This is a genomic window from Pseudomonas benzopyrenica, from assembly GCF_036884265.1.
GTDB lineage: Bacteria > Pseudomonadota > Gammaproteobacteria > Pseudomonadales > Pseudomonadaceae > Chryseomonas > Chryseomonas benzopyrenica.
The window spans coordinates 1,735,084-1,755,338 of sequence record NZ_CP145723.1; the positions used below are offsets into that span (position 1 = coordinate 1,735,084).

Here is a 20,255-nt window from a genome sequence, read left to right on the forward strand (position 1 = left end):
GCCTTGGTCAGGTCGTGGGGCAGCGGCGACCTCAGGAGGGCACCACGGCCCGATTGGCGGACCCGGACAGCATGGCGGCGACCTGCGCGGCCAACTGGTCCAGGGTGAAGGGCTTGGTCATCAATTCCATGTTACCACCCAGGAAGCTGGTCCTACTGAGCGCGCCCTCGGCGTAGCCGGTGAGGAACAGCACCGGCAGCCGCGGCCTGAGCTGCTGGATCACTTCCGCCAGCTGGCGACCATTGAGGCCCGGCAGGCCCACATCGGTCACCAGCAGATCCAGCCGCGGGATCTGCTCCAGCAGGTGCAACGCGGCCTTGCCTTCGGCCGCGCTCCAGACGCGATAACCCAGGGCTTCCAGCGCTTCCTGATTGACCAACCGCACCGCATCGTCGTCCTCCACCAGGAGGATGGTCTCGCCAGCGCCCTGGACGAATTCGGCCGGCTCGATCCGCTTGGGTTCGCGGCGCTGCTCGGCCGCCGGCAGGCAGACGCAAACCCGCGTCCCCGTCGTGTCGCTGGCGATGGTCAGGCGGCCGTTGCTCTGCCGGGCGAAGCCATAGACCATCGACAGACCCAGCCCCGTGCCCTGGCCCTGGGGTTTGGTGGTGAAGAAGGGTTCGAGCACCTTGCCGAGCAGGCGCTCGGGGATGCCGGTCCCGGTGTCCCGGACTTCGAGGCAGACGTAATCGCCCAGGGCCAGCGCATCATCCCCGCTACCCGGCTCGGTGACCGTCAGCGGATAGGTCTCCAGGGTGATGACACCGCCGTGCGGCATGGCATCGCGGGCATTGATCACCAGGTTGAGCAGGGCATTCTCCAGCTGGTTGGCATCAGCCAGGATCCAGGGCAGGTCATCGGCCAGCGCCAGGGTCACCGAGATCTGCTCGCTCACCGTGCGTTGCAGCAGGTCCTGCAGCGCCAGGATCAGGTCATTGGCGGACATTGGCCGGGATTCCAGCGATTGCCGCCGGGAAAAGGCCAGCAGCCGCTGGGTCAGCGCCGCCGCCCGGTGCGCCGAATGCTGGGCGGCTTCCATGTAGCGCTCCAGGCCCGCCAGCTGGCCCTTGTTCTTGATCTTCATCAGATCCAGCGCGCCCAGCACCCCGGTCAGCATGTTGTTGAAGTCATGGGCGATGCCGCCGGTGAGCTGGCCGACCGCTTCCATTTTCAGTGACTGGCGCAACTGCTCCTCGGCGCGACTGCGCTCGACGGTTTCCCGTTGCAGCTCGCTGAGGGTGTGGGCCAGGGTCCGGGTGCGTTCCTCGACCTGGAATTCCAGTTCTTCGTTGAAGCGGCGCAAGGCCAGTTCGGCGCGCTTTTCGTCGCTGATGTCGGCGATCACCGTGGTCGCCCCGATGATCCGCTGGGTGGCGTCGTGCAGGGGCACCGCGCTTACCCGCAACCAGGATTCCTCGCCGGTCGCGGTGGTGTGATAGAAATCCTGGCCCTTGACCCGCTCGCCAGCCAGGGCGCGGGCACCCGGAAACCGCTCGGGCGGCAAGAGGCGTCCATTGTCGTCGAGCGCGGTCCAGCGTGTGGCTTCCTCGGGTTGCTGGGAGGGGATACGCTGACCGGGCACATGCTGCTCATAGAAGGGATTGCTGACCAGGGTGCGGCCTTCGCTGTCCATGAAGCACACGCCGACCGGCAGGTTCTCCAGCAGTGTCTGCATGCGCTCGCGTTCCTGGGCGAGTTCGGCGAGGCGGTCGCGCATCTCGAACTGGCGCAGGCGCGAACGCCAGGCCGAGGCCACGCTGCTCAGCAGGGAGGCACCGCTCAGCGGGCGCTCCAGGATGACCAGATTGGTGGTCGCCGCCGGCAGCTGCCGACGCAGGAGGTCATTGCCGCGGCCCGAGCGTTTGGCGTCGGAGGCCAGCAGCACCAGCGGGATGTCCGACCAGGTCGGTTGCCGCTCCAGCGCCTCTGCCAGCGCCTGCAGGTCCTGGCGCAGGGCCTCTTCGGTGAACACGATGATGCCCGTCTCGTCGCCCAGCGCGGCGGCGACCTCGTCGAGGCTGGCCAGGTAACGCGTGTGGTAGCCCTGGGTGAAGAGGCGCTGCAGACTGGCCGCGTCACCCCGCAACGGGGCGCAGATGATCAGCTCACAGGCCGGCGTCGTGGTCTCGGTCAATCGCGCTCTTCCATCAGGGGTTGCTTGGCACCGAAGTATTCCGGGGTTCCGGTCAGCACGCCGCGGAAGTCCACCAGGGGCTGGCCCACGCGGATGCCCCGGGTATCGATGCGCAATTCCCGAATCGCATCCTCATGGCCACCCCCGCGATGCTTGAGGATGGAGATGGCCTTGCGCAGGCGTCCCTGGGCCTCGAAGAAGCGAATCAGCACCACGGTGTCGGCGATATAGGAGATGTCCAGGCTGGAGGTCATCGAGCCGACCAGGCCATGCTGGGGGTTGATGAGAAAGGTGACGACCCCGGACTGGCTCAGATAGGAGAGCAATTCGTGCAGCTGCAGGATCAACTGCTGTTCCTGGGGCATGGCGGCGAGGTAGCCGTTGAGGCTGTCCAGCACCAGCATCCGGCAGTTGTCCTCCTCGACGTCTCGCCGCACGCGCCAGGCGAATTCACCGGGAGACAGCTCGGCGGGATCGATCTGGTGAACCACCAGCAGGCCTTCCTCGATATAGCGCAGCAGCGGCATCCCCATGCTTTCCGCACGCTTGAGCAAGGTGCCGATGCGCTCGTCGAATTCATAGAGGGCGCACCTCTCGCCGCGGGCGCAGGCGGCCATCACGTACTGCAGGGCCAGGGTCGTCTTGCCGGTGCCGGCCGGCCCGGTGATCAGGGTGCTGGTGCCACGCAAGGGCCCGCCGTGCAACAGGGCATCCATGTCGGCGATGCTGCTGGGTACCGGCTCGCCGGCGAAATCCTGGTAGCGCCCCGCGGCGATCATCCGTGGATAGACCTCCAGGCCGCCATGGCGGATGGTGAAGTCGTGATAACCGGCGACGAAGTCCCGGCCGCGCAGCTTCTGGATCTGCAGGCGGCGACGAGCGGCGCCGAAGTCCAGGGTCAGGCGTTCCAGGGTCAACACGCCGTGGCAGAGGCTGTGCAGATGATTGTCCCGCTCGCCGCCGCTGGTGGTTAGGTCATCTACCAACAGGACGGTGAGGCCGCGGCCGGCGAAGAATTGCTTGAGCGCCAGCACCTGGCGTCGATAGCGCAGCGGGTCCTGGGCCAGCAGGCGCATCTCCGACAGGCTGTCGAACACCAGTCGGCTTGGCTTGAGCTCATCCACCCGGGTCTGGATCAACTCGATGGTATCGCCCAATTCGGATTCCCAGGGGTGCAGGATGGTCTGCTCCTGCGCGCCGCCCAGCACCGCATCGGCAGCCGACAGTTCGAACAGGTGCATGCCTTCCAGGCTCCAGCCGTGGGATTCGGCGACGCTCTGCAACTCCTCGCTGGTTTCCGACAGGGTGATGTACAGCACCGACTCGCCTCGACGCACCCCCTCGAAGAGAAATTGCAGGCCCAGGGTGGTCTTGCCCGACCCCGGGGTGCCTTCCAGCAAATAGAGCCGGTCCTTGGGCAAACCGCCGCGTAACACCTGATCCAGACCGGCATTGCCTGTCGCGATAATTGACTGGCTGGGAGAACTCATGGATGACCGGACCTCGTGGTGGCGGAAGCGAAAAACACAGGATATACGCGGCCCAACCTGCGCCCCGAGCGGACTCGACAGGGCGGCGGCAAGGTGCAGGCAGTGACGGCAGCACGCCGAAAGACCTCGGCGGGAGAGGGTGACGGCAAGACCCGCACCTTGTTAATGGTCAGTCTAATGCTGTCGCCGGCGCCAGGCCACTGTGACAGGCGGTCACCCGGCCATACCGATACGTCGGTACCGGCTGGCGCGGCGCGATGCTTAGGCGATCCCGTTCGGGCCATCCAGTACCCGGCGGATCTTGCGCGCCAGATCGTTGGGGATATAGGGCTTGGAGATCACATCGAATTCCGAACCGCCGATGTCGGTGCGCTCCAGGGAGTTCTCGGCATAGCCGGTGGTGAGTAGCACCTTGATCTCCGGATGCAGGCGTTTCACCTCCCGCGCCAGCATCACGCCGTTCATGCCGCCCGGCATGATCAGATCGGTGAAGAGCAGATCGAAGGGCTGTTCGGTCTCCCGCAGCACGCGCAGGGCCTCGCTGGCGTTGAAGGCGATCTGCGCCGTATAGCCATAGTCTTCCAGCACCAGCTTGGCCAATTCGGCGACGTCCGGGCGGTCTTCCACCACCAGGATGCGTTCGGTGCCATTACGGCGCTCCGAGCGCTGCTCGCCCTGCTGATGGGTGATGTGGCTGTCGTCCACCGGGAAGTACAGGCGCAGGGTGGTGCCGACGTCCTCTTCCGAATAGATGCGCACCGTGCCGCCGGATTGCTTGGCGAAGCCATAGACCATCGACAGACCCAGCCCCGAGCCCTTGCCTTCCTCCTTGGTGGTGAAGAAGGGATCCATCACCCGGTCCCGGATGCTGGCTGGCATGCCGTGGCCGTTGTCGGTGATCGCCAGGCTGACGTAACGGCCCGGCATGAGGCCGTCGTAGGACATGTTGGCCAGTTCGCGCACCTCGACGTTGCGCGTCTCGATGCCCAGGCTGGGTTGCGCTCGATCCGCCAGGGCGTCTCGCGCATTGATCAGGATATTGAGCAGCGCCACCTCGGCCTGGGTCGGATCGATGCGGCAATTCCACAGGTTCGGATCCAGCTGGGTGCGGATCTCCACATCGCCCAGGGTCCGCTCGGCCAGTTCGTGGGAGGAGCGAATCAGGTTGTTCAGATTCAGCACCCGGCCTTCGAGCTTCTGCTTGCGCGAGAAGGCCAGCAATTGCTGGGTGAGGGTGCTGGCGCGTTCGGCTGCGGACTTGGCATGGGTCGCGCTGCGAACGATGCGCTCCTGGTCGAAGCTGGGCTTTTCCGCGGTGCGCTGGATGATGTCGATATAGCCCATCATCACCTGCAGCAGGTTGTTGAAGTCGTGGGCGATACCGCCGGTGAGCTGGCCGAGGGCCTCCATCTTCTGCGCCTGGCGCAGGGCATCCTCGGCGTCGCGACGGCGGCTGACGTCCAGCTGGGACGCGAAGTAGTAGGTCAGCTCGCCCGCTTCGTTGTACACCGGCGAGACGAACAGCGCATTCCAGAAGGTCGAGCCATCCTTGCGGTAATTGATGATCTCCACCGAGACCTCGCGCTCCTGCTCCACCGCCTCGCGAACCTGGGCGACCACCGAGCGATCCGTCTCCGGCCCCTGCAGGAACCGGCAATTGCGCCCCAGCAGCTCGTCCACCTGGTAGCCGGTCATCTCGGTGAAGGCATTGTTGGCGAAGAGGATCGGATTGTCCGGCTGGTTGGGATCGGTGATCAGCATCGGCATCCGCGTCGTTTCCACCGCGGCGAAGAAGATGTTCTTGCCCTCGTGCGAAACATCGCTCGTCGCTGAATTATCGACTCGCGCCTTGCGGGGTGGGTGCTGTCGGCTCACGGGGGGCGGAATCCTTGCGCAGGCAAAATGGGGCGGTATGGTCCTCAGACAGCCAAGCGGCGAAAAAACTTCACCGGTGCGCCGTCCGAGGCCGTCTGGCATCCTCCTTTGCCAGGCTGAAAGCCAGGCGCGGCGCGGCTTTGGCGGCCATTTGCCAGTGTACCGCTCACCTCTCTCAGGTGACCGTTAGGTAAGTTTGCGGAGAACCTCTCCGGCATCCGATGTCTGAGCTGCCATGAAGCCGAGAAGCCTTGATATACAAAGACAAATTCTTGTTCTGGAAGACGATCCGGGGCAGCGCGAGCTGCTGACCGAAATCCTGACCGAACAGGGACTGGATGTCGTGGCGGTGGTTTCCAGCGACGAGGCCCTGGCGCACATGGACGCCCGCGGCAGCGATACCAAGCTGGTCATCGCCGACGTCAACGTGCCAGGCATGCTGGACGGCCTGGCCTTCGCCCAGCTGGCCGCCGTCAGTTGGCCCACGGTGCCCTTCATCATCATCTCCGGCTACATCGACCAGGACCTCGCCATCCTGCCGCGTCGCGCGGCCTTCCTGCCCAAGCCCTGGAGTGTCGCCGACCTCAGCCAGCTGGTCGAAAACCTGCTGCCGCGCCGCTAGCGCCCCCTGCCTGCCGACTTCCCAATCGCCCTTGACCCACATCAGTGATCCCACCGTTGGTGCCCGGAAAAAAGACGTTCGTCGGCACGACTACGGCGGCACTGGCCAAATGATATGACGTCCGTCGGCAAGCCCCTTTGGCAGGGAACCAAATACGCCGAACGCTATCAATGTGCCATCTATTCCCGACTGGCAAGGAGCGCTTCATGGACGCAGTCATCACCCAGATTTCTCAGATCACCGATTGGGAATTTCTCATCGCGCTGGAGCGCAGCCTGGAAAGCCGCGGTCGCCTCGACCTAGCGGCCAGAGAGGCCCTCGAACGCCAAGGCAATCTGCTCTCCCGTCGTTATCTGCTGCAGAAGGGCAAGCTTGGCAACGGTCCCTTCAGCCCGGTGGAAAACGAGGTTCTCGACGTTCTGGCCACGGCCACGGCCGCCCTGCGCCGCAGTCGCCGTCTGCCCCACAACATCGTCAAGAGCCTGCGCGCCGGAGGCCTGATCGAAGCCGTCGAGCGCAACGTCTGCCACGCCGGCGCCCTGCAATGCCGTACCGACTTCGAAGCCGATGGCATTCCCCGTGGCACCCTGGAGCGCATCGTCGATCGCCACCCCCAGGCCTTCGAACTGGAAGCCCGCCGCGCTGCCGCCCGCTACATCGCCGACCAGGAACCGGCCTTCCGCGCCGCTGGCTGAGCCTCGTCATGGCCGCCTGCGGGCGGCCTCGCGATACAGGGGCAGGCTGATCGCCGTCCTGGCGCGTGCTACCGTTGCGAGCCACACGCCGCAACAGGTCCCGCTATGCCCCTCGCCGACAACCTACTGGCCTTCACCCTGGCCGCCTCCCTGCTTACCCTCACCCCTGGCCTGGATACCGCCCTGATCCTGCGCACCGCCGCGGTCGAAGGCCGCGCCCAGGCCTGGCGCGCGGCCCTGGGGATCAATGCCGGCTGCCTGCTCTGGGGCGCCGCCGTGGCCTTTGGCCTGGGCGCGTTGCTGGCGGTCTCGGAACTGGCCTATACGCTGCTCAAGTATTGCGGCGCCGCCTACCTCTGCTGGCTCGCCCTCAACCTGCTGCTGCGCCCCCGTACCGCCCTCGCACCCACGACAGGCGAGGGCGGCACGGCCTCCAACTGGTTTCTCAGAGGCCTGCTCGGCAATGTCCTCAATCCCAAGATCGGCATCTTCTATGTGTCCTTCCTGCCCCAGTTCATCCCCCAGGGCCAACCCCTGATCGCCTGGACCTTCGGCCTGGTCGCCATCCATGTACTGCTGAGCCTGCTCTGGTCCCTGACCCTGATCGGCGCCACCCGCACCCTGGGCGAGACCTTGCGCAAGGCTGCAGTGATCCGCTGGTTGGATCGGGTGACGGGCGTGGTCTTTCTGCTGTTCGCGGCGAAGCTGGCGTTGAGTCGGCGATAGAGGGGGAGGGTGGCGCTCCTTTTGGGCGCCAAAGCCAAACCGCAGAAAAGACAAAGCCCGCACTAGGCGGGCCTTGGGGTGATCCTTGCGGATCAAATTGGTCGAGCGACTACGTCAATACAATTCGCTGTAGCCGGCTCTAGGAGTAGGTTTTCTTGCGTTCGTAGCCTTCAGGCATACACGTAGGCATACACGGATCGATAGCAGCATACGACATAGATCTGCAAAGCGTCCGTCTTTAGTAATGAAGCTGCCGGTGAGCGCTCGCGGCCGTTTAAACACTGCTGACCTGCAAGCTGCTTTCCTTCGTTCCGCATTTGGAACTTATAGGGTGGCTGACATAAAGTCACAATGTGTGTCATATGTATAATTAGATAAATTTTATGTCTAAAAAGTCTTCTATTCAGCTAGGGCTTGGAATTAGTTCCCGAAGTTTTTTCATTACCTCGTCACGGTCTAGGTCAGTACCTTCCTTGAATTTTTTCAATTGCTCAAATAGTGCGTAGTCTGACAGGGCTTCAGGCTCATATCCAAACTTTCTGGTATATCGGTTTAGTTTACAAACTTGGATTGTAAAACCGCCTTTATCGGTTTTATCAGAATAGACTTTGTTTCGATGTATTTCTATATGGTCGTCATATTCGTCTATTGAAGGATGTACAATTTTGAAGCGGTCAGAGGCCCTTGGGTACTGTGCTGCGATACCATTAAGTGTTTCCGTTTCCTCTTCATTTATAACGGATTTATCGTTTTTTGCAAGGTTGCAGTCTGCACATATTACGCATAGGTTCTTAGGTTCAAAAAGGAAGGCGATGTGTTTCGATTTTGGCAGTATATGTTCAATCGTAGCGTTTCCAGCAGCTGATATCGAAATAGGGCCTTTGCAATAAGGGCATACTCCCTTTTGCTCGATTCTATAAAATTCTCTCACCTTACTTCTTAGAGACATGAGTTCGTCTTTTGACCAGTCTTTATAGCTAAATCTAGCTTGTGTCACTACCTGGTCGATCATTTTTTTGTCATCGTCGTCTGGGACGTAGTGCTTATTAATTAGTGGCATAATATTGGCACACATCAACAACGGTATTGATTAGTTCGAAATTAGGATCTGTTTCTTCTAGCTTACCCTGCATTGTTTGTAACTTTTTCATCTCAGCCTTTGCTTGATCAGTTAAAGTTCTCTCTGATCTAACTTTGGTGAGTAAAGAAAATGCTAGCCTTGTAATATATTCGTTCATGATGCCGGGTGCATCGAAAAGCTCGGCTAGCTGAAAGTCTGCAGACTTTTCAAGGTAATCATTAGCTCTATGAAGCTTATTTTCATCTATTACTGTTATAAAGCAGTTTTCGGTAGATAGCCTTGAGATAATTTGAGGGGAATGTGTTGCAATAATAAAGTGGCATTCTTTGTATTGCGAAAAGACGGTTGTTAGTGTTTTGATGAACCGCTCTTGCCATGCGGGATGTAAGCTTATCTCTGGCTCGTCTATCAGTATTAGCGATCTATGCTCTATTTGACCGGCAATGCCTAGTGTCATCACGAGCATACACTGCTCGCCCGAGCTTGCTCGCCTAAGTGATAGCTCTTGTGTGTCCCCAGACTCGTGCTTCTTCCATATTTTCAAGTCGAATAGCTTAACTATGTTATGGTTTAATAGAGTTAGGACCGCCGTTGCGAAATGCTTGTCGATAAATCCTTCGCGGTATTTGCTTATATAATCAAAGTCTAGTTTGAATAAGCTATCCCTCTTCGTGTCAAGCCTCTCCATCGTATAATTCAATGCGTAAGCTATGTCATTTTTTACTTCTTGCGATAAAGACCTAAAGCTTTCGAATATACGATCTTCAAGGATTTCTTCAAAGCTATCATCTATCGCGTTACCGCGCCGATCAGTGAGTGATATTCCTACATCTTCGTAGTCAACAAAATACTTCTGCTCTGGATTATTAGGGTCCTTTATAGCAATCTTTCTATTGATGTTCAGCTTAAACACAAAGCTTAGCTTCGCTTCGATCTTAAGTAGTCTGAATATCTCGTTTAAGTTTTCATGCCTTTCGGATTCTAAATACTTATTTATAAGTCCTTTTGTGGTTGACGACATTAACGCCATGGCATTCGTTGCATACATGCCGGAGCTGCGCATTCCTATATATGAATAAATTGAGCGAAAGCTAGTTGTCTTACTCCTAGGCACGCTGGGAAATTTATCAAAGGGGCTGGTCGATACAGCTAGTATCTTCGCTGGAATAAAACCGTTAGCACCAAAAAAATAATTGTTTTTTTCGTCAATCATTTTTGAGTAGTTGGAAACTATATCGCTCAAAAGCCTGCTTTTGCCTGTTCCATTTCTTCCTATTATTATTGAAAAACAATTTTCATCTTGAAATAGGCTGTTTTGTGCGAGAGGTACGTATCTGTCTTCAAAAGGGAATTCGATAATGCGTCCCATTTTATTTCCTTCTTATACAAAGCTTTGGGTCCTAAACGGTTTTTTAAAACCGCTAGACATAGGCGAGAATGGATGTCCGCGTTCGGAATTTATAAGGGAAGCATCACCATGCAGGCTTTTCTCTATTCGCTGAGGAGCTGCCAAGTTTTAAGAGTCATACTAGGTTTTGCGGACCTATCGTCGCTGCTAATACTACAGTTTAGGTCGCGCCATGTATGGGATTTCTGCTACTACAGCATTGCGGCAAAAGGCATCTCGTCAGGCTCAAGCATTGGCAATGCCGAAGATTAAAGTTTTTAATGGAAATTTTCTTTTAAATAGGGTTAGAGAAATCTATCTCATCAAATAGTCTAGTAATTTTTGAACTTATATTTATTCGTCTTAGGATTATTGGTCAATCTTAGCCGGTTCAGTAAGCGCCTCTGGTGTATGATCGTGGCTATAGTTAGTAATTTGCTTTCGTACTAATGCTGTCGTATTTTTCGACAGGTATGCTTTTTATTGATCTTTTCCCTTTGTCTTCTACAAAAATCCATATTTCTGTTTCGCTCTTGAATAGTGCGCATCCCGTCAGGCTCGGACTATTTGCAATAGCTATTGTCGTGGATAAACATTGGTAATGCGATGCAAGCATCTCGCCTTCTTTTATAGCTTTGTTGAAGCTATAAGAAAAAATTACCGCTAGTATTATGTATGCTGTACACCAGCTAGTTTTTTCGAGCGTGAATCTGGCTGATCGGTACAGGTGGGCAAAAAATTTGTTGCGAGACGCCTTTTCTAAAATTGCTTTCAAGCTAGAAGAAAATAGGATGTGACCAATAAAAATTGCTACAAATAATATGAGTATGGGCCAGAAAGTGGCGTTTAATAGGGTTCTTCCGCCTTCGAGAAAAATCCTTTCCGTGGGAATGGTTAGAAGGTTAGGGTCTAGGTTTAGCTTCCTATAGTAAGAATTGAAAAAGGCAATGCCTGTTGCATATGAGGCGGCGGATATTACAAATGTGCCTCCCGCGAGGTCGATAATATTCGTTTTCATTTTATTCCTATCGCCTTGATGCCTATAGTTCCTTCGAGTTCGTCAGTATTATGTTTGGGTATAGATATCTTAAGCTTCTTCTTAATTTGATCAGCTTTTTGTAATTTTGATATCTCCTCAAGCTCGCTTTCTTTTTCTTTCATCAGCTCGCTTGCTAGCCTGGCAATATTGGCGTTTCCATCCATTCGTTTGTAGCGCTCATCAATTACAGATGTGGGAGATATTGAGGCGCTCTGTGATATCTGACTGACGGCTTCCTCCGCACTTATCTGTCCAGAATTTATGAGCATAAGAGTGGTTATAATGGCTATTGCTAGGTTTTTGTTGTAATGGTCTGGGATGGGGAGTTTATTAAAGATAACTCCTGGAGACATAAATTCAGCTTTTGATGTTAGACTGAATTCTTCCCAATCTATTTGATCCTTTATCAGGAGGTCAATGAAATCTTGGTCTAGCGTTTGGTCTAGAATTCTTTCTGCTATCAACTGATTGTTTGATAGGTTGTCAAATAACTTTGCGATCAGCTTGCTATTGATGTCGCTTTTGGTTTCAATTTTGTGCGAAAAATAAATATTCTTATCATCAAAGAAAAAGGGGTATAGCAGACTATAAATGGACTGCCAATGATCATTCAGGCTGACTATCGTTTTTGGCGACTGAAGCGACTTCTTTAGGGATGAGGAAAGATTTTCCCTTTTTACTAACGGCCCCCAGTTCACCTTTTTTCTTAATCTGTGATTCAGAGTTGAGTGATTCTTTTTGGCCGCTGACGAAGATTTTATCGGTCGAGAGCTAAATTTTGCTTTTGACGACTGGCAGATGCCAATAGAGACGTTCATATCGTCTACTGAGACGATAAGGTCGCCCTTCTTAATCTTGTTTATGAAGGTTGTAATTTGCTGAAGTTTGGTCACGCCGGACTGATTAAGCTTTCGCGTCGGCGAATTCTTTTCTCTGTACTTTGGATTTTTAAGAATTAGAGATTTTATTGTTGCTTCTGATGGTATTGCATTATCAAGCTCATCAATATGATTATAAAACTCATCAAGATGACTGACTGTAATGACGGACCCATTTCGGAAATGTCTAACATATCGACCACCTGTCGCCCTGACGAGCCAGATATTTTGCGAGTGGTCGCGATACGCGATTTTTATGTCAGATAATTTCATCGCACTTCCATTGTGATAGTGACCTTTTGTTTCGATCCTGCTTCCGGCTGTTAAACCTGCCTTGGCTGCAACTGGAAGCCCTGCACTATTGAGCTAACCCTGTTTTGCCCGATGGTGCAGGGATCCGCAGGGTTTTTGCCAGGTTATATGTCCTTACAGAAGATAGGAAGGGGGCGGGTTTGGGCTTACTGCAGGGGTGCAGAAAAACCGACACATCTAGCCCGCAGGTGTGGCGGGGGGACAACGGCGCGCGCCGGGTGCAGAGCCCTTCGGCGCGGCCCTTGGCGGCCGAGGTGTGGGACCGGGTGCCCGCACACCTCCACGCCGTCCGCCGTCGGCCTTTCGCTGGCCAGGGTAGGGTGATCGGTGCAGTCAGTCGGCTCCGCAGCCTGTGACGCTCCACAGGGGCAGCTCTGCATCCAGCGGGCAGGGGGTCTGACCTGATCAGACTCCCTGCAAGGCGCGTAGCGCGTCGATGCGGGCCTTGGCGGCGGGACACGAAAAGGCCGCCCGTAGGCGGCCTGTCGCTGGCCAGGAAGAGCTAGGCGCTGTGCTGCTGGCTTTGCTGTGCAAGCAGCGCCTGGGCTTCGGCCCGCTGGCGGTTCAGCGCGAGGACATTGGTTGCCCGCCCCGTCAGTTCTTCGGCCGTGAGGTCAAGCGCCTGCAACGTCTGCTCGAATGCGATTCGCGTAGCCGGCTCGCCGCTTATTGGCGCCTCGGCCATACGCGTGCCTAAGGTCATGCTTGAGGTATCGCCGTACGGCAAGTAGTAGCGCTAGAGAAAACGAACAGCGCTACCGAGGTAAATAGCCAAACCCCAGAAACAACAAAGCCCGCACTAGGCGGGCCTTGGGGTGATCCTGGCGGATCAGATTGGTCGGAGCGACTGGATTCGAACCAGCGACCTTCTCGTCCCGAACGAGACGCGCTACCAAGCTGCGCTACGCTCCGTAATGGATGGCGCGCATTCTACCTAAAACTCATGCAAGCACAAGGGGTTAGGTAAAAAAATCGCGCCGGGCAGGAATCAGAGCTCCTTGATGGTGCGAACCTGGTCCTTGTTGATGCGGGTCGGCTTGCCGTCGAGCTGCTTGAAGGTATAGAAGCCCGAGTCGTCATCGTACTTCGGCGTGTCGGTGGCCTGGATCTCGCGGCCATCGTTGAGGGTGATGACGCTGGGCGTGGAGCAGCCGGCGAGCAGGGTGCTGGCGACGACCAACAGGGCGGCGGGGAACAGGTGCTTGTTCATGTGACGGTCTCCTTTCTTGGCAACCAAGCGGCCTTAGGACCGCTGGCGCGGGGTCAAGTTCGTCCGGGAACCGGCGGGTCACACCCTCTGGCTCGATGGGTCGCTAGGTTCTGTACGAAAAGTGCCTGCGCTCGGTGATGCTTCGTTGAAAAAGGCTTCGGAATGCTCATTTACCGCTCGTAAACTCGAGCGCGAGTCCGATCCGCTTCCTCAGCCTTTTTCGCCTCGCCTGACCTTCGCTCAGCGACTTTTCGTACAGAACCTAGGGTCAGAGCGCGCTTTCCAGCGCCGCGGGATCGTTGAAGTTGGCCAGGCGGATATCGTCTTCGGCGAAATCCACGGCGGTCAGGCCCAGCGTCAGCAGGGCCCCACGCGGACTGCGCTCGCCGCCTGCCCAGGCCTGACGTAGCGCCGGCAGCAGGCGCCGGGGCAGGGCGCTGAACAGCGGTTGCCAGTAGCCGCCCTGGCGCGCCATCACCGGGCCGTCGCTCGCCTGGGCCGCGGTCAGCAGCTGCCGGGCGAGGGCGGTATCGATACGGGGCGCATCGCAGGGCAGCAGCAGCACCCAGTCATGCCGCGCCACGGCGAGGCCGGCGAGGATGCCGGCCAGGGGGCCGGGAAAGTCCGGCTGGTCATCGGCCACTAGTTGGTCGGCCCATTGAGCATAGCGCGGCGCGTTGCGGTTGCAGGAGATCACCAGGTCATCGGTCAGCGTTCGCACCGCCGCCTGTACCTGGGCCACCAGTGGCTGGCCCTGCCATTCCACCAGGCCCTTGTCGCGCCCGCCCATGCGTTGGCCGCGCCCGCCGGCAAGGATCAGGATGGAAGCGGGCAGGAGGGACATGCAGAAGACCTCGAGTGTCAGGACGTGGGAAGCGGGCGCCCATCCTAGCCCGGTTTCAGCCCTGGCTGCCGGCGCTGGCGGGGTTTGTTCGGGTAGGAGCCCTGGGCTAGACTCGGGTGTGCCCTGCAAAGGGGCGTACTAGACACCTTTGATCCTCTCCGCCTGGTGGAGGGGAGTCCCTGCCCAGAAGGAGTTTGGAAACGATGAAGACGATGCTGCTTTCCGCCCTGGCCCTGGCGGCCTTGCCCGCCTTTGGCGCGGGCGGTGGCGAACCGCCCTCGATCAAGGTCACCTTCGGCAAGCCGACCATCCGGCAGAAGCTGTTCTACGAAAAGCTCTACGAGAAGAAGCCCTATCCCGACGCCACCCTCTATTACTACAGCAATGGCGTCTACAAGATCATCTCGCCGGGCGAGGAGCACTATGGCGTCTACGTGGTGCATGGCCAACTGACCGACGATAAGTACCAGGTGGATTTCATCTCGCTGCCATCCGCGGACTGGGGTGGCAAGACGGCCCGGCACTTCCTCACCTTCGATCGCAAGGCCGGCACCTTCACCCAGCAGGCAACCTGGGAAGAGGATCCGGATATCGCGCCGCAATATGGTCGCTTCAGCCAGGACGCCAACGACATCGCCGATCCGCGCCCCATCAAGTGGGACAGCCATGCCGAGGGCGAACAGCGCCAGCGCTAGCCATGGCCGGTCGCGCCCCTGCGGGTTGAAGGCGCGTCGGCTTTTCCTCTAGGCTGTCGCTATGCAGCCCGCGCGGATGTCTTCCCTGACCCTGGTGGCCGACAGCGAGCCTCCCTGCCGGAGCGCTCGCCTCCTGGCCACCCCTGGTCACCTCACCCACGGGAAACCCGCTGCCCGTCCAGCGGTCTTCCGCTGCACCCTTTCTTTCGCACTCTTCGGAAACCCAAGCAGATGAGCCATAAAGCCGAGGCGGTTTTCGTACCGCTGAACGTTGCCGTCCTCACGGTCAGTGACACCCGCACCTTCGAGACCGATACCTCGGGTCAGCTGTTCGTCGACCGCCTGCAGGCCGCCGGCCACTTCCTCGCCGACCGCGTGCTGCTCAAGGATGACCTCTACCGGATCCGCGCCCAGGTCGCCCACTGGATCGCCGAAGAGCAGGTGCAGGTGGTGCTCATCACCGGCGGCACCGGCTTCACCGGTCGCGACAGCACCCCGGAAGCCGTGGCCTGCCTGCTGGACAAGCAGGTGGACGGCTTCGGCGAGCTGTTCCGCCAGATCTCCGTGGCCGACATCGGCACCTCCACCGTGCAGTCCCGTGCCCTGGCCGGTCTGGCCAACGGCACCCTGGTCTGCTGCCTGCCCGGTTCGACCAATGCCTGCCGCACCGCCTGGGACGGCATCCTCGCCGAGCAGCTGGACAACCGTCATCGCCCCTGCAACTTCGTGCCGCATCTGAAGCAGGCCGAACCCTGCGGGCCGCGCGGATGAGCCTGCTATCGCTGGAAGAGGCCCTGGCGCGGTTGCTGGCCATGGCCGCCGAAGACGGTCCCTTGCCCCAGGAGCGCGTCGCCCTGGAAGACGCCGACGGGCGCATCCTGGCCGCTCCGCTGATCGCCGACCTGGACCTGCCGCCCTGGGACAACAGTGCCATGGACGGCTATGCCTTGCGCCTGGATGACTGGCAGGGCGAGCCGCTGCGGGTTTCCCAACGTATCTTCGCCGGCCAGGCACCGGCGCCGCTGGAGCCAGGCACCTGTGCGCGCATCTTTACCGGCGCGCCGGTGCCGGCGGGTGCCGACTGCGTGGAAATGCAGGAGAACACCGAGGTGCTGGACGACGGTCGGGTCCGCTTCGTCGAGCAACTGCGAGCGGGGCGCAACATCCGCCGCCGCGGCAATGAGGTCAAGGTGGGGGACGAGGTCCTGTCGGCCGGTACTGCCCTGGGCCCGGTGGAACTGGGCGTCGCGGCGTCCCTCGGGCGTGCCCGGCTGGACGTCTTTCGCCGCCCCAAGGTAGCAGTCCTATCCACCGGCGATGAACTCGTGGCGCCCGGGCAGCCGCTGGGGCCGGGGCAGATCTACAACAGCAATCGTGCCCTGCTCATCAGCTGGCTGCGGCGGCTGGGCTGCGAGGTCTCGGACCAGGGCATCCTGCCGGACGACCTCGCCGAGACCCGCCAGCGGCTCGGCGCGCTGCAGGCCGATCTGATCCTGTCCACCGGCGGCGTCTCGGTGGGGGAGGCCGACTATCTGGGCCAGGCACTGCGCGAAGAGGGCGAGCTGACCCTGTGGAAGCTGGCGCTCAAGCCGGGCAAGCCGCTGACCTGTGGGCGTTTCCGCGGTATCCCGCTGATCGGCCTGCCGGGCAATCCCGCCTCGACCCTGGTGACCTTCGGCCTGCTGGCGCGGCCCTATCTGCTGCGCCGGGCCGGCAAGATCGACGTGGCGCCGCTGAGCGTCGAGGTACCGGCGGGTTTCGACTGGCCGCGAGCCGGGGCGCGCCGTGAATACCAGCGCGCGCGCCTGGAGAATGGCCGGGCGGTGCCCCATCGCAACCAGGGTTCCAATGTGCTGCAAACCGCGGTCTGGGCCCATGGTCTGGTGGAGATCCGCGAGGACCGCACCTTCGCCGTCGGTGACTTGGTGCGCTTCATTCCCCTCGCGGAATTGCTCAAGGCGTAGCCAACCGATCGTCAGGACTGAACGTGGCCGTTGGGCCACAGTCCTAGTCTCCAGAATCGCACGCCGGGCTCTGCCCGGTACCTGACGCGGCATCTCGCCGCGCAGCGCCAACCTTGGACGACAGACATGACGACGACAGGCACCCTGGCTGACGCAGCCCTGGTCATTCTCAATGGCAAGGAAACCGGTAACGAGGACGTTCGAGAGGCCATTCTCGAACGGCGTGCCGCCGGTCATCGCATCGATGTGCGGGTAACCTGGGAAGAAGACGATGCGGCGCGCTTCGTCGAGCAGGCGACCCGCGAAGGCTATGGCACCCTGGTTGCGGCCGGTGGCGACGGCACCCTGCGCGCGGTGGCCGAAGCCATGGCCCAGAACCACAGCCAGGCACGCCTCGGCCTGCTGCCGCTGGGCACCGCCAACGACTTCGCCCGCGCAGCGGGGGTGCCGGTAGAACCCGCGGCGGCCCTGGCGCTGCTGGACGGCCCGACCAGCGCCATCGACCTGGTCGCGGCGGATGGTCAACTGTTCCTCAACATGGCCACCGGTGGCTTCGGCTCCCAGGTCACCGCCAACACCCCGGGTGAACTCAAGCGCCTGCTGGGCGGGGCGGCCTATCTGCTCACCGGCCTGACCCGCTTCGCCGAGGTGCATTCGGCGCACGGCCATTTCCGCGGGCCGGGTTTCGAGTGGGAGGGTGAATTCCTCGCCCTGGGCATCGGCAATGGTCGTCAGGCGGGCGGTGGCCATGTGCTCTGTCCCACCGCCGTGGTCAACGATGGCCTGCTCGACGTGGGCATCCTGCCGGCGTCCCAGGACGTGCTCGGTACCCTTGGCGAATTCCTCAGCAAGGGCTTCAGCACCGAAGAGATGTTTATCCGCGCGCGCCTGCCTTGGGTTGAGCTGGAAGCCGCCGAAGGTCTGGACATGAACCTCGATGGCGAACCGGTCAAGCGCGACCGGGTGAGATTCGAGGTGCGTCCGGGTATCCTGCAGGTCTATCTACCAGTGGATTCGCCCCTGCTGGGCGAGACCGCCGGCTCCCTGGCCGAGCCGGTGGCGACGTCCTGAGCAGGTGGGTGCGGAGGTAACGTTGGAGCTACTGATCAATGCGGGAATCGTGCTGGCCACGGTGGCTGGCATGGAAGTCTTCGCCTGGTGGTCGCACAAGTACATCATGCACGGCTGGGGATGGGGCTGGCATGAATCCCACCACCGCCCACGCACGGGCTGGTTCGAGAAGAACGATCTCTATGCGGTCGTTTTCGCTGGCCTCGCCATCCTGCTGATCGCCCTGGGCAATGCCGGTTACTGGCGCCTGCAGTGGATAGGGGCCGGCATGACCCTCTACGGCCTGCTGTATTTCATCGCCCACGATGGGCTGGTGCACCAGCGTTGGCCGTTCCGCTACGTGCCGCGCACTGGCTATCTGAAGCGGCTCTATCAGGCGCACCGCATGCACCATGCGGTGGACGGCAAGGACGGCTGCGTATCCTTCGGCTTCCTGCTGGCGCCAACCACCCAGCGGCTCAAACAGCAGTTGCGTGAGATACACGGCGGCGCCCTGGATTCCTCGCGTGAGCGCAAGGCCCGGGATCAGGTGCAGGAAGGCGTGGACTAGGCGGGAGCGGAAGCGCCTCCTGGGAGGCGCTAACCGGGGTCAGGCGACGGCGGGGGTGTCGTCGTAGGCAGCGAACAGCGAATGGGCGTACTGGCTGCGCTCGCTCTCGTTGCGCAGCAGATCGATGAATTCCTTGGCGGGCGGATTCAGGGTCCCCGCTTCGGCGGCGGTGACCACCTGGGCCTGCTCGCCAGCCGCCAGCTCGGCGAAACCGGCACCCAGCCGCTCGGTGCAATAGCTATCCACCACGGCCAGACCGTCACGCAGCAGGTCGCGCAGATTGGCGCCCTGCTGGACCTGCGCCTGTTCATCGAAGGGATCGACGATGTTGGAGCGGTCGCCATGGGCGTAGGGGGTCAACATGTGGCGATCGATGAATTCGGGAAGGCGGGCATCGGCCTGCTGGCTGTCGGCCTGCAGATGAGCGCACAGGGCGACCAGGGTACGCCACTGGGTGGCGTTGAAGAATTCTGGCTTGTAACCGGACTGCGCGTTAGCGGAAAGGCCAAGGGCAAGTAGTGACGAGGAGGCAGCGAAGCGATCGTGTGAAACAGCCGTTTCCGTCTTGTGCATGTGCAAATCCCATACTCGTAGGCTGACTACCGGATGCAGCGCTCTGGCTCAGGCATCCATCCATCCGCGGCCCGCGAGGGGTCGCTTTAATCCGACCCGTTTATCGCATAAAAGTTTGCTGTTGGGCATCCCTGAGATGCACGCAAATGTGACCGAAGCGTAATCGCTGGCGTCAGCGGCGCGGCCGGGTCCAGAGCATAGCCGGGCGCGGCTCGTCGCGCTGGTGCCGGGAAAGCATGGCGCGGGCGGCGCCGCGGCAGACCAGGCGCAGCTTGTCGGCGGTGCTGGTGCTGACGCGTTGGTCCCAGGCATGGGCGCCCAGGTGCAGCACCTGCACGCCGATCTCGCGATAGACGCCACGGGCGGTGGCGATGGCCCAGGCCGAGCGCAGGGGCAGGGCTGCGAGGCCCTGGCGCGCCGAATCGTAGTAGGGCTCGGCCAGACGTACCAGCCGCTCGGCCAATTGGGCGACCGCCGCGCGATGGCGGGGGTCGGCCAGCTCTTCGGCCGGTACGCCGAGCTCGTCGAGCCACAACCGTGGCAGGTAGATGCGGCCGATGCGGGCGTCCTCGACGATGTCGCGGGCGATGTTGGTGAGCTGGAAGGCCATGCCCAGGTCACAGGCGCGATCCAGGGTCTCCTCGTCTTCGGCGCCCATGATGCGTGCCATCATCACCCCGACCACGCCGGCGACGTGGTAGCAGTACTCCAGGGTGTCTTCCAGCTCCACATAGACGCGCTCCTCGACGTCCATGCGAAAACCGGCCAGGTGGTCCAGCGGCAGGGCCAGGGGGATGCCATGGCGCTTGACCACTCGCTGGAAGGCGGCGAAGGCCGGATCCTGCAGGAGCTCATCGCCATAGGCGGCGCGGGTCAGCCGTTCCAGCTCGGCCAGGCGTTCCCGACCGCCACGGCGGTCGCCCTCGACCTGGCCATGACCCAGTTCCTGGCCGTCGATGACATCGTCGCAATGGCGGCACCAGGCATAGAGCAGCACGGCGCTCTCGCGGGTCTCGGGTGCGAACAGCTTGGCGGCCGCGGCAAAGCTCTTGGAGCCGACGGCGATGCTCTGCTCGGCGTGGTCGACGACGTCATGGGTGGCAGTCATG

20 protein-coding genes and 1 tRNA gene are annotated in these 20,255 nt (G+C 60.0%); 9 read left to right on the plus strand and 12 right to left on the minus strand.

Annotated features, from left to right (window positions below; all coding sequences use genetic code 11):
* Positions 1-31: 31 nt before the first annotated feature.
* The 3 genes from V6W80_RS08015 to V6W80_RS08025 form a co-directional block, all read right to left on the minus strand.
* Positions 32-2,134: an ATP-binding protein gene (locus V6W80_RS08015; protein ID WP_338546513.1), complete on the minus strand. Its 2,103-nt coding sequence runs from the start codon at positions 2,132-2,134 to the stop codon at positions 32-34.
* Positions 2,131-3,624, minus strand: coding sequence for an ATPase domain-containing protein (locus V6W80_RS08020; protein WP_064308015.1), 1,494 nt, complete (start codon positions 3,622-3,624; stop codon positions 2,131-2,133). The genes V6W80_RS08015 and V6W80_RS08020 overlap by 4 nt, the downstream gene beginning before the upstream one ends.
* A gap of 261 nt (positions 3,625-3,885) precedes the next feature.
* A complete protein-coding gene (locus tag V6W80_RS08025) occupies positions 3,886-5,499 on the minus strand; it encodes a hybrid sensor histidine kinase/response regulator (protein ID WP_026083928.1) in 1,614 nt (537 codons plus the stop codon).
* Positions 5,500-5,734: 235 nt separating this feature from the next.
* On the opposite strand from V6W80_RS08025, the gene V6W80_RS08030 reads away from it, so the two are divergent.
* The 3 genes from V6W80_RS08030 to V6W80_RS08040 all read left to right on the plus strand — a co-directional run bounded on the left by V6W80_RS08030 (position 5,735) and on the right by V6W80_RS08040 (position 7,542).
* Positions 5,735-6,121: a response regulator gene (locus tag V6W80_RS08030; RefSeq protein WP_338546515.1), complete on the plus strand. Its 387-nt coding sequence runs from the start codon at positions 5,735-5,737 to the stop codon at positions 6,119-6,121.
* Positions 6,122-6,327: 206 nt separating this feature from the next.
* A complete protein-coding gene (locus V6W80_RS08035) occupies positions 6,328-6,816 on the plus strand; it encodes a hypothetical protein (RefSeq protein ID WP_064308016.1) in 489 nt (162 codons plus the stop codon).
* A gap of 105 nt (positions 6,817-6,921) precedes the next feature.
* Positions 6,922-7,542 (plus strand): LysE family translocator, encoded by a 621-nt coding sequence (locus V6W80_RS08040; protein WP_338546516.1) that lies wholly within the window; start codon positions 6,922-6,924, stop codon positions 7,540-7,542.
* Positions 7,543-7,945: 403 nt separating this feature from the next.
* On the opposite strand, the gene V6W80_RS08045 is transcribed toward V6W80_RS08040, so the two are convergent.
* The 4 genes from V6W80_RS08045 to V6W80_RS08060 form a co-directional block, all read right to left on the minus strand.
* Positions 7,946-8,554 carry an HNH endonuclease gene (locus tag V6W80_RS08045; protein WP_338546517.1) on the minus strand — a complete coding sequence of 203 codons (609 nt, stop codon included), beginning with the start codon at positions 8,552-8,554 and terminating at the stop codon, positions 7,946-7,948.
* 34 nt (positions 8,555-8,588) lie between these two features.
* Positions 8,589-9,992: an AAA family ATPase gene (locus V6W80_RS08050; protein ID WP_338546519.1), complete on the minus strand. Its 1,404-nt coding sequence runs from the start codon at positions 9,990-9,992 to the stop codon at positions 8,589-8,591.
* A gap of 445 nt (positions 9,993-10,437) precedes the next feature.
* Complete coding sequence (locus V6W80_RS08055; protein ID WP_338546521.1) at positions 10,438-11,028, minus strand: hypothetical protein; 591 nt, start codon at positions 11,026-11,028, stop codon at positions 10,438-10,440.
* Complete coding sequence (locus V6W80_RS08060; protein ID WP_338546523.1) at positions 11,025-12,200, minus strand: hypothetical protein; 1,176 nt, start codon at positions 12,198-12,200, stop codon at positions 11,025-11,027. The genes V6W80_RS08055 and V6W80_RS08060 overlap by 4 nt, the downstream gene beginning before the upstream one ends.
* Before the next feature lie 550 nt (positions 12,201-12,750).
* Here V6W80_RS08060 and V6W80_RS08065 point away from each other — a divergent pair.
* A complete protein-coding gene (locus V6W80_RS08065) occupies positions 12,751-12,936 on the plus strand; it encodes a hypothetical protein (RefSeq protein WP_338546525.1) in 186 nt (61 codons plus the stop codon).
* 138 nt (positions 12,937-13,074) lie between these two features.
* Here the strand turns inward: V6W80_RS08065 and V6W80_RS08070 are convergent.
* The 3 genes from V6W80_RS08070 to mobA all read right to left on the minus strand — a co-directional run bounded on the left by V6W80_RS08070 (position 13,075) and on the right by mobA (position 14,293).
* Positions 13,075-13,151: transfer RNA gene (locus V6W80_RS08070), tRNA-Pro, on the minus strand.
* Positions 13,152-13,227: 76 nt separating this feature from the next.
* The gene (locus V6W80_RS08075; protein ID WP_064308028.1) at positions 13,228-13,449 is read right to left on the minus strand and encodes a YgdI/YgdR family lipoprotein; all 222 of its coding nucleotides are present in this window, start codon (positions 13,447-13,449) and stop codon (positions 13,228-13,230) included.
* Positions 13,450-13,717: 268 nt separating this feature from the next.
* The gene (gene mobA, locus V6W80_RS08080; RefSeq protein WP_338546527.1) at positions 13,718-14,293 is read right to left on the minus strand and encodes a molybdenum cofactor guanylyltransferase MobA; all 576 of its coding nucleotides are present in this window, start codon (positions 14,291-14,293) and stop codon (positions 13,718-13,720) included.
* A gap of 203 nt (positions 14,294-14,496) precedes the next feature.
* On the opposite strand from mobA, the gene V6W80_RS08085 reads away from it, so the two are divergent.
* The 5 genes from V6W80_RS08085 to V6W80_RS08105 all read left to right on the plus strand — a co-directional run bounded on the left by V6W80_RS08085 (position 14,497) and on the right by V6W80_RS08105 (position 18,573).
* Positions 14,497-14,988, plus strand: coding sequence for a hypothetical protein (locus tag V6W80_RS08085; RefSeq protein WP_017641818.1), 492 nt, complete (start codon positions 14,497-14,499; stop codon positions 14,986-14,988).
* Between the two features lie 231 nt (positions 14,989-15,219).
* Complete coding sequence (gene moaB / locus V6W80_RS08090) at positions 15,220-15,759, plus strand: molybdenum cofactor biosynthesis protein B (RefSeq protein ID WP_338546530.1); 540 nt, start codon at positions 15,220-15,222, stop codon at positions 15,757-15,759.
* On the plus strand, positions 15,756-16,952 hold the full coding sequence (locus V6W80_RS08095) for a molybdopterin molybdotransferase MoeA (protein WP_338546531.1): 1,197 nt from the start codon (positions 15,756-15,758) through the stop codon (positions 16,950-16,952). Before moaB ends, V6W80_RS08095 begins: the two co-directional genes overlap by 4 nt.
* 126 nt (positions 16,953-17,078) lie before the next feature.
* Positions 17,079-18,023, plus strand: a complete 945-nt coding sequence (yegS, locus tag V6W80_RS08100; protein WP_064308030.1) for a lipid kinase YegS — start codon at positions 17,079-17,081, stop codon at positions 18,021-18,023.
* A 70-nt stretch (positions 18,024-18,093) separates the two neighbouring features.
* Positions 18,094-18,573, plus strand: a complete 480-nt coding sequence (locus V6W80_RS08105) for a sterol desaturase family protein (protein WP_338547385.1) — start codon at positions 18,094-18,096, stop codon at positions 18,571-18,573.
* A gap of 39 nt (positions 18,574-18,612) precedes the next feature.
* Here the strand turns inward: V6W80_RS08105 and V6W80_RS08110 are convergent, their stop codons facing one another.
* Positions 18,613-19,146 (minus strand): gluconate 2-dehydrogenase subunit 3 family protein, encoded by a 534-nt coding sequence (locus tag V6W80_RS08110; protein ID WP_064308031.1) that lies wholly within the window; start codon positions 19,144-19,146, stop codon positions 18,613-18,615.
* Between the two features lie 172 nt (positions 19,147-19,318).
* Positions 19,319-20,254 (minus strand): phytoene/squalene synthase family protein, encoded by a 936-nt coding sequence (locus tag V6W80_RS08115; protein ID WP_064308032.1) that lies wholly within the window; start codon positions 20,252-20,254, stop codon positions 19,319-19,321.
* Position 20,255: the final 1 nt, after the last annotated feature.